This window comes from Trabulsiella guamensis ATCC 49490 (assembly GCF_000734965.1).
Lineage (GTDB): Bacteria > Pseudomonadota > Gammaproteobacteria > Enterobacterales > Enterobacteriaceae > Trabulsiella > Trabulsiella guamensis.
Genome location: NZ_JMTB01000251.1, coordinates 1 through 278, shown reverse-complemented (window position 1 = coordinate 278; position 278 = coordinate 1). Strand labels below are relative to the sequence as shown.

Here is a 278-nt window from a genome sequence, read left to right as displayed (position 1 = left end):
TTCTGATTTTAATAATAGCTGCTTTTGTAACAAAAACGCTGAATATCCATCCGAAATCTTTATAATGCCAGTTGGTTTAGCGGACAGAGAACAGAGTCATGGTGCCACAGCGACGGAAAATTTTGCTTTTTGACAGTGGCAAGGAGTGGGGCGGCGGCACCAACAGCATGCTGGAGCTGCTTAAGCGTATCAACCGTGAGCGGTTCGATATCACCTGCTGTTTTTACTATAACTATCGCCGGGATCAGGGTCAGACGATTGAAGAGGTGCTGGCCGGG

Annotated in this window: 1 pseudogene; it reads left to right on the top strand. The window is 47.5% G+C overall.

Annotated features, from left to right (window positions below):
• Positions 1-98: 98 nt before the first annotated feature.
• Positions 99-278, top strand: a pseudogene (locus tag GTGU_RS26800) (glycosyltransferase); the annotation flags it as partial.